The following is a 9,040-nucleotide window of genomic DNA, read 5'->3' on the forward strand; positions in this document are numbered from 1 at the left end:
ATGGCGGCCGCGATCGGGGTGAGCCGGGGGCAGGAGGGCAGGCCGGCGCGTCCCGGCTTCGTCCTGACGATGCTCACCTTCGTCTACGTGCTCAACTTCCTCGACCGGCAGCTGATCGGCATCCTTGCCAAGCCGATCCAGGATTCGCTGGGCGTCAGCGACGGCCAGCTCGGGCTGATCGGCGGGCTTTATTTCGCGATGTTCTATTGCTTCATCGCGATCCCCGTTGGCTGGTTCGCCGACCGCACCAGCCGCGTGGGGGTGTTAAGCCTGGCCTGCGCGATCTGGAGCGGGGCGACCGTCGCGTGCGGACTTGCCGCCAACTATACCCAGCTGGTCATCGCGCGCATGACGGTCGGGTTCGGCGAGGCGGGCGGCGTGCCGCCTTCCTACGCCATCATCACCGATACCTATCCGCCGGGAAAGCGCGCCGCCGCGCTCGGCATCTTCAACCTGGGGCCGGCGATCGGCGCGGCGCTGGGCGTGGCGTTCGGCGCGGCGATCGCGGCCCGGTTCGGCTGGCGCATGCCGTTCATCGTGGTCGGCGCCATCGGCGTGGTCACTGCCGTCCTGGTCTGGCTGACGGTCCGCGAGCCGCAGCGTGGCGCAATGGACGCCGTACAGTCGGTGCCTGACGACAAGGCGCCGTTCTGGCCGACGGTCGGCAGCTTTCTTGCCAACCCGGTCCTCATGCTGGCGGCGCTGGGCAGCGGCGCCACGCAGTTCGTGACCTATGGCCTCGGCAACTTCGCGGTGCTGTTCCTGATGCGCGAAAAGGGGATGACGCTTGGCGATGTCGGCATCTGGTATGCGCTGGTGCTCGCGCTCGGCATGGGCGGCGGCATGGTCGTGTCGGGCCGCGTGATCGATCGGATGACGCGCACCTCGCGCGCCGGTTACGCCATTGCGCCGGCGGCGTCGCTGGCCGTTGCGATGCCCTTCTACCTCGGCTTTCTCTGGGCGCCGTCCTGGCCGCTCGCGCTCGTGCTGCTCGGCGTCGTCATGGTGTTCAACTATTTCTATCTCTCCGCGTCGGTCGCCTTGGTGCAGGAAGAAGTGCGGCCCAGCCAGCGGGTGCTGTCGGGCGCGTTGCTGCTGCTCATCATGAACTTCATCGGCCTCGGCCTCGGCCCGACCTGGGTCGGCTTTGCCAGCGACTGGTTCAAGGCGCAGGGCAGCGCGACCAGCCTGCAATCGGCGCTCTACACCCTGACGCCCTTCTACCTCATCGCGATCGGGCTGTTCCTCTGGCTCGCCCGCGTCCTGCGGCGCGATCGGGTGCCAGCATGAAGCGCGTGATCGCCACCGCGCTCGCGGCAAGCCTGCTCGCCACGCCAGCCTTGGCCCAGACCCTTGTCGACGCGCCGGCCGGCTCGGTCGAGGGCAGCGCTCAGCGATCGGTGCGCGTGTTCAAGGGCATTCCCTATGCCCGCCCGCCGGTCGGTCCGCTGCGCTGGAAACCGCCGGCCGCGCTGCCCGCCTGGTCCGGCGTGCGTCGCGCAACCGAGTTTGGCCCGGCCTGCGTTCAGCCGGTCAGTCGCAGCCGCGGCATCTATAGCGACCCGCCGGCGCGGATGAGCGAGGATTGCCTGACGCTCAACATCTGGACGCCGAAGACTGCGACGCGTCTGCCCGTCTTCGTCTGGATTCACGGCGGCGCCCTCGTCAGCGGCTACAGCCACGAAAGCATGTACGATGGCGCGCGCATGGCCGAGCGCGGCGGCGTGATCGTCGTGTCGATCAACTATCGGCTTGGCATCCTGGGCTATCTTGCGCACCCCGAACTCAGCGGCGAGTCGGGCGAGGGCGTATCGGGCAATTACGGCCTGCGCGATCAGATCGCGGCGCTGAACTGGGTCCAGCGCAACATCGCCGCGTTCGGCGGGGATCCGGGCAATGTCACGATCGCCGGCGAATCCGCCGGTGGCCTCAGCGTCATGTACCTGATGGCCAGCCCGGCCGCGCGCGGCCTGTTCCACAAGGCGATCGCGCAGAGCGCGTACATGATCACCGCGCCCGAGCTGAAGCAGGGCCGCTTCGGGCTTCCACCGGCCGAAGCGGTGGGCAGCGCGGCGATGACCGCGCTCGGGGCGCCCGACCTGGCCGCCCTGCGCGCCATGGATGCCGAGAAGCTCACCAACACGGCCGCCGCAAAGGGCTATGGCCCCTGGGGTACCGTCGATGGCAAGCTGCTGACCCGTCAGCTGGTCGAAACCTGGGATCGCGGCGAACAGGCGCCGGTGCCGCTGATCGCCGGGTTCAACGCGGGCGAGTTGCGCTCGCTGCGCGTGCTGCTTCCGCCCGCACCGGCCGGGCCGGCCGCCTATGAAGCGGCGATCCGCGAACGCTATGGCGACCTGGCCGAGCCGTTCCTGGCGCTCTACCCCTCGCGCGACATCGACGCGGCAATGCTCGCGACGACGCGCGACGCGCTCTATGGCTGGACGGCCGCACGGCTGGCGATCGGGCACACCGCGATTGGACGACCCGCCTATCTCTACCTGTTCGACCATGGCTATCCCGCCGCCGACGACAATGGCCTGCACGCATTCCATGCTGCGGAGCTTCCCTATGTCTTCGGCACGATCGGCCAGACCGCGCCTTATTGGCCCAAGATACCCGACGACCTCGTCAACCGCCGCCTGTCCGACGCGATGCTTGGCTATTGGAGCAGCTTCGCGCGCGCCGGCGTGCCAGGCGCAGCCGGCCAGCAAGGGTGGAAGCCCTATGGCAAGGAAGCCAATTACATGACCTTTGCCGGCGTCCCCAAGCCGGGCGTGAAGCTGTTCCCCGGCATGTTCGCACTGCACGAAGCGGCCGTGTGCCGGCGGCGAGCGGCGGATATCGCATGGAACTGGAACGCTGGCCTTGCCTCGCCGGTGCTGCCCAGGACGGCGGGGTGCAGATGATCGACGGCAGCATGCAGGACTTCCCGCTGACGCTCGACAAGTTCCTGGACCACGCGGCGAAATGGCATCCCCACGCACAGGTGGTGACCGCGCGAGGGGGCGGGGTGGAGCGCATCGGCTATGCCCGCCTCGCTGAGCGGGCGCGGGCGATCTCCTCGCTCCTTGCCGGGTTCGGCGTCGCGCGCGGCGATCGCGCCGCCACGCTGGCGTGGAACAGCCAGGCGCATGTCGAAAGCTGGTATGCGGTGATGGGGATGGGCGCGGTGTGCCACACGCTCAATCCGCGGCTGACCGCGGCGCAACTCGCATCGATGGCGGTCCAGTCGGGCGCGCGGCTGCTGGTGGCCAGCGCCGATCTGCTGCCGCTCGCCCGCAGCATTGCCGCGCAGGCGAGCGGGATCGAGCGCATCCTGGTGATCGACGGCGATGCCGATGACGGCGCGCGGCCGCCGGCAACGGCGCTGGAGCCGCTGATCGCCGGCGCGCCGGGCGGGATCGCGTGGGGCGACTTTCCCGAAACGCATCCCTCGGGGCTTTGCTTCACCTCGGGCACGACTGGCGCGCCCAAGGGGGTGACCTATACGCATCGCGGCTGCTTCCTGCACACACTGCGCTGCCTGCAGGCCGATGTCATGGCGATCCGTTCGAGCGATGCGGTGCTCGCCGTGGTGCCGATGTTCCACGCCAATGCCTGGGGCCTGCCGTTCACCGTGCCTGCCGCCGGGGCAAAGCTGGTGCTGCCCGGCCGGCACAATGATGGGGCCAGCCTGGCACGGCTGATCGCGGCAGAGGGCGTGACGATCGGCGTTGCCGTCCCCACCGTGTGGCTCGGGCTGGTGGAGCATCTCGAATCCACCGGCGAGACGCTGCCCAGCCTTGCGCGGATCATCGTCGGCGGCGCGCCGATGGCGCCGGCGCTGATGGCGCGGATTGAGGCGGTGCTGGGCGTCACGGTGCAGACCAGCTGGGGCATGACCGAATTGTCGCCGTCCGGCACCGTCGCGCCGCCGCACGATCCGGCGCGCAGCGCCAGCGTGTCGGGTCGCCCGGCGATCGGGATCGACTTACTGCTGACCGATGCCGATGGGGTGGCGCTGCCGCAACAGCGTGACCATGAAGGGCATCTGCGGGTGCGCGGCGCGGCGGTGATCGACCGCTATTTCGGTCAGGAAGCGCCGGCTACCGATGGCGATGGCTGGTTTGCGACCGGCGACCTCGCGCGGATCGATGCGCATGGCAATCTCGTCATCACCGGCCGGGCCAAGGACTTGATCAAGTCGGGTGGGGAATGGATCAACCCGGCAGAGATCGAGGCGGTCGTGGGCGCGCTGCCGCAGGTGAGCCTGGCGGCCGTGATCGGTCGCAGCGATCCCAAATGGGGCGAGCGGCCCATCCTGCTGGTCGAGATGAACGACAACGAGGTGGACGGGGCCGGTGTCAGCGATGCGCAATTGCTCGAGCCGTTGCGCGGACGTGTCGCGCCATGGTGGATCCCGGACGCGGTGATCCGGCTCGACGCGATGCCGCTCGCCGCGACGGGCAAGATCGACAAGATTCGCTTGCGGGCCGAACATGGAAGCGCTTGAGGTGCGCGAACGCCCCATCGACGGGGACGAGGAAGATTTCGTGGTTGAACTCGCAAAGCCCCGGCGGCGCACCAAAAAGGCCGAGCAGCGGGCCGAGACGATCGAGCAGATCCTGGACGAGGCCGAGTATCTGTTCTCCAAGCACGGGCTGCACGGAGTTACGCTGAAGGACGTGGCAAAGCGCGTCGGCGTGCACCACACGCTGCTGAACTATTATTTCGAGGACAAGAAGAAGCTGTTCGACGCCGTGTTCGCCCGCCGCGCGGTGGTCACGAGCGAAAAGCGGATGCAGGCGCTGGACGATTACGACGCGGCATGCGGGGGCAAGCCCACGGTTGAAGGGGCATTGCACGCGTTCCTCGACACCGACCTCGACCTCTATATCGAAGGTGGGCCGGGCTGGAAGAACTATGGTGCGCTCGGCGCGCTTGTCGCGAACACGCCCGAATGGGGCGCCGAGCTGATGGACGAGCATTTCGACCCGGTCGTGCTGCGCCTGATCGGCCTGCTCAAGCGCGCGCTGCCGCACTGTTCGGAAGCCGATATCTTCTGGGGCTATCACTTCGTCACCGGCGCGCTGATGGTGACGCTGGCTCGCACCGGGCGCATCGACAAATTGTCGGGCGGCCAATGCCGCGCCGACGATTTCACCGCGGTCAAGGCGCGGATGGCATCGTTCATGGCGGCCGGCTTTCACCAGATCTGCAACGCCAAGCGCTAGCCTTGCGATGGCCGCGGCAAGATCAGCGCACCGCCAAGTATATTCACTCACTTGTTAATGAATGAACGAGGTTTCGACATGGAGTTACAGGGTCGCACTGCAATCGTGACGGGTGCTGGCGGCGGTCTTGGCCGCGAACATGCCCTTTATCTCGCCAGCCGTGGCGCAAAGGTCGTGGTCAATGACTTGGCGATCGAGGCTGCGCAAGCGGTCGCGGCCGAGATTGAGGGGAAGGGGGGTAGCGCCCTCGCGATCGCCGGATCGGTCACCGACGAACAGGCGATGGGCGAACTGGTCGCGTCGATGGTCGATACCTGGGGGCGGGTCGACATCCTGGTCAACAATGCCGGCATCCTGCGCGACAAGAGCTTTGCCAAGATGACCATGGCCGATTTTCGCACGGTCGTCGACGTCCACCTCATCGGCGCGGCGATCTGCAGCAAGGCGGTGTGGGACGTGATGCGGGCGCAGAATTACGGGCGCATCGTCATGACGACCTCGTCTTCCGGCCTGTACGGCAATTTCGGTCAGGCGAATTACGGCGCGGCCAAGATGGCGCTGGTCGGTCTCATGCAGACGCTGGCGATCGAGGGTGAGAAATACGGCATCCGCGTCAACTGCCTCGCACCGACCGCAGCGACGCAAATGACCCATGGCGTGCTGGCGGAGGAGAGCCTGGCCGCGCTGGACCCGGCGCTGGTCAGCCCGGGCCTGCTGGCGTTGGTCGGTGAGGCCGCGCCGAGCCGCGCGATCCTGTGCACTGGCGCCGGGCATTTCGCGACGGCTCACGTGACCTTGACGCAGGGCGTGTATCTTGGCGGCGATGACGCCGGCCCTTCGCTGATCGCCCGCTGGGATGACGCCGACGACCGGTCGGGTGAGATCGTGCCCGCCTATGGCTTCGTTCAGGCCGAGCGGGAGGTCGCCAGCGCCACCTCGCGTTGAGGCGGCGGCGACGCGGCACAGACACTTGTCGACTGTCCCGCACCATCCGGTGCGGCTTGCCCCGACCCGGCTCGCGCTTCCCTAGCGCGGCCCGGACCGAATGCGGCTGACCTGATCGCCGCCGCTGTTGCAGCGCTCCCCCTTTTAGGCCTTCCAGCGCTGCCTCGCTGGCCACCGGCGACGGCCGCTCATCCATCGCGAAGCGGTGACCACTGCCTTGCCTCACGCTCGGACAGCGGCGCGTGAAAATGTCAGAAAGCTCAACTTGCTTTCATCAAGAATGGACATCATCCAATGACTTGAAGGGGGAGGCGCTGTCTTAGTTGTGTCGAATCGTGCCGCTTGCGGTCTCAAGATGACGTTCACGCGCGCTGGCGCGAATTCGGCGCGGACTGGCATGCGAACGTTGGCGTTACTGACATTCATGTTGATGCCTGGTGCGCCTGCGCGGGCCGATACGTTCGAGCAGGTGCTTCATCTTGTTGCCGAGAAACACCCAAGACTGGTTGCATCGCGCCAGCTTACGCGCGCCGGTCGCGCCGATGTGCGCGCTGCCCGATCCAGCTATCGTCCCCAACTTGGGGTTCAGACAGATCTTGGCTGGGCGGGTCGCACCGCTTCATCGGACTCGGGGATTGCGCTTGCGCCGGAAGTCAGCGTAAGCCAGCTGGTCTTCGACGGCGGGCGCACCGCCGCCGAGATCCAGCGCCGCAGGGTGCGGGTCGACCTGCTCGGCGTGCAGGAGCAGGCGGTTCTCGCGCAATTGTCGGTCCAGCTTGCCAAGGCGTGGATCGATCATGCGCGGGCCGAGCAACTCGTTGCGATCAGCGAGCAGCAGGTCGCTGCGCTGGGAATGCTCGCCACGTTGGTCAAGGATATTGCCAGCTTCGATCGCGGGCGCGCCTCCGACGTCGTCATGGTCGACTCGCGGCTTCAACAGGCCGAAACGACGCTCGAAACGCGGCGCATCGCGCTGGTCGAGGCGCGCGCGCGGGTGCGGGAGATCGCCGCGCTCCCGGTCGAGCCGGAGGGCAGCGTCGCGGACCTCAGCGGCGCGCTGCCGCCAAGTGCCGAGGCGTGTCGCGGCATCGCCGCCTCCAGCCCCGCCGTGCAGATCGCGGACCTCGAGGCGGCGGAGAGCGAGCAGGCGGTACGCGGGACGCGGAACTGGTGGATGCCGCAACTCGCGGTCGAGGGGGCGCGGACGTCGGAGCGGACCGCGGATGGACGAACCAATCTGCTCAACGGCTTTGCCGTCCGGCTGCGGGCCTCTGCACTGCCGTTCGACAGCGGCGGGGGACGGGCGCGGCATGAATCGGCAAAAGCGGCATTCGACGCGGCCCGCTCCAACGCCGAGCTCATCCGCACGTCGCTGGCCGATCAGGCGGCGCGGCTGTGGACCTTCCAGGCTCAGCGCCGCGAACGGCTGTCGGCGCTCGAGGGGATCGTCGGCAAATCCGACGAGGCGCGCGACATCGTCTTCGAACAATTCCGGATCGGCCGTCGCTCGATCCTGGACGTCCTGGCGTATGATCTCGAGCGGTTCAACAGCCGCGCACAACTGGTAAACGAACGCCACGACATCGCCACCACCCAGTATGAGTTGCTGGGCATATTGGGGCGAGTTTACCCGGCGCTCTGGCCAGAGGCGGTGGCGTTGTGACCGCGCCGGCGCTCGATCCCGCGCTGGTCGAGGCTGTGGCGACGTGCCTGGCAGGACGCGACACTGGTATCGGCGATGCGGCGCTTCGCGCGGCGCTTGGCGGTATCGGGGACGCCGAACGGCTCCCGATTGCGCTCGCCGATCTTGGCGTCGAGGCGCAGTGGCTGCGGCCGCGGCAGGTCGACGGCGACATGCTGCCGGTGGTCACGCTTGACAACGCCGATTTCGCGGGCATCGCCGATGACCTCGATACCGCTCGCTCGGCGGCCCGCTGCCTCGCCTTCGGCACCGTGCTGCGCAGCGACATGCGCGCTGCCGATCTGGTCCAGCGAGCTGACAAGGGCTGGTTCTGGCCAACGCTTTGGCAGTATCGCCGCTATTATTTCGAGGCGGCGGCGCTCTCGGCGGTAATCAACGTCCTCTCCCTCGCCGGCATCATCTTCATGATGACCGTCTATGACCGCATCCTGCCCAATCTTGCCTTCGTCACCTTGTGGTCGCTGCTCGCCGGCGTCGGCGTGGCGCTGCTGTTCGAGTTCGTCTCGCGCACCGTTCGCGGCCATGCGCTGGACAGTGCGGGCAAGAAGATCGACCTGATCCTCGGCGACGCCGTCTTCTCGCGCGTGCTGGCGACCCGGCTCGAGAACCGCGCCCAATCCTCCGGCGCGTTCGCCAACATCATCAAGGAATTCGAATCCGTCCGCAGTTTCGTCAGTTCGGCTACATTGGTGGCAATCGCCGACCTCCCGTTCGCGCTTCTGTTTCTGCTCGTCGCCGCATTGATCGGCGGGCCGCTGGTATTCGTGCCGGTGATCGCGTTGATCCTGGTCGCCGGCCTGTCGCTGCTGGTGCAGATTCCGATGGCGCGGCTGGCGAACGAGAATCTGCGTGAGGCGGCTGTGCGTCACGGCACGGTGATCGAGAGCCTGGAGGGGATCGAGACGCTAAAGGCGCTCCGGGCCGAGGGGCGGATGCGTCGGCTGCACGAACATTCCAGCGGATTAATCGCCGAGCGCGCGGCTCGCAGCCAGAGCTGGTCCAACCTGGTGCTGAACTGATCTGCCCCCCGCTGAGTGGCCCGGAGACTATGTGACGTGACCCCCGTTTCTTCATCCAGTTGGAACTAGAGACCGGCCCCTACAAGGGACGGACAGATGAAGCGGAAGCAGTTTTCGGAAGAGCAGATTATTGGCATCCTGAAGGAGGCTGAGGCGGG

Annotated in this window: 7 protein-coding genes; all 7 read left to right on the top strand. The window is 67.4% G+C overall.

Annotation, left to right across the window (positions count from 1 at the left end):
* The 7 genes from BFL28_RS04210 (at position 1) to BFL28_RS04240 (ending at position 8,882) form a co-directional block, all read left to right on the top strand.
* Complete coding sequence (locus tag BFL28_RS04210; protein ID WP_069319352.1) at positions 1 to 1,290, top strand: spinster family MFS transporter; 1,290 nt, start codon at positions 1 to 3, stop codon at positions 1,288 to 1,290.
* A complete protein-coding gene (locus tag BFL28_RS04215; protein ID WP_069319353.1) occupies positions 1,287 to 2,909 on the top strand; it encodes a carboxylesterase/lipase family protein in 1,623 nt (540 codons plus the stop codon). The genes BFL28_RS04210 and BFL28_RS04215 overlap by 4 nt, the downstream gene beginning before the upstream one ends.
* Positions 2,849 to 4,495, top strand: a complete 1,647-nt coding sequence (locus BFL28_RS04220; protein WP_338152233.1) for an AMP-binding protein — start codon at positions 2,849 to 2,851, stop codon at positions 4,493 to 4,495. The genes BFL28_RS04215 and BFL28_RS04220 overlap by 61 nt, the downstream gene beginning before the upstream one ends.
* Before the next feature lies 1 nt (position 4,496).
* On the top strand, positions 4,497 to 5,216 hold the full coding sequence (locus BFL28_RS04225; protein WP_241527206.1) for a TetR/AcrR family transcriptional regulator: 720 nt from the start codon (positions 4,497 to 4,499) through the stop codon (positions 5,214 to 5,216).
* A gap of 78 nt (positions 5,217 to 5,294) precedes the next feature.
* On the top strand, positions 5,295 to 6,161 hold the full coding sequence (locus tag BFL28_RS04230) for an SDR family NAD(P)-dependent oxidoreductase (RefSeq protein WP_069319354.1): 867 nt from the start codon (positions 5,295 to 5,297) through the stop codon (positions 6,159 to 6,161).
* Positions 6,162 to 6,591: 430 nt separating this feature from the next.
* Positions 6,592 to 7,824 carry a TolC family protein gene (locus BFL28_RS04235; RefSeq protein WP_173655670.1) on the top strand — a complete coding sequence of 411 codons (1,233 nt, stop codon included), beginning with the start codon at positions 6,592 to 6,594 and terminating at the stop codon, positions 7,822 to 7,824.
* Complete coding sequence (locus BFL28_RS04240) at positions 7,821 to 8,882, top strand: ABC transporter transmembrane domain-containing protein (protein ID WP_069319356.1); 1,062 nt, start codon at positions 7,821 to 7,823, stop codon at positions 8,880 to 8,882. Before BFL28_RS04235 ends, BFL28_RS04240 begins: the two co-directional genes overlap by 4 nt.
* Positions 8,883 to 9,040: the final 158 nt, after the last annotated feature.

The sequence above is a fragment of the Sphingomonas turrisvirgatae genome, from assembly GCF_001721295.1.
GTDB classification, from domain to species: domain Bacteria; phylum Pseudomonadota; class Alphaproteobacteria; order Sphingomonadales; family Sphingomonadaceae; genus Sphingomonas; species Sphingomonas turrisvirgatae.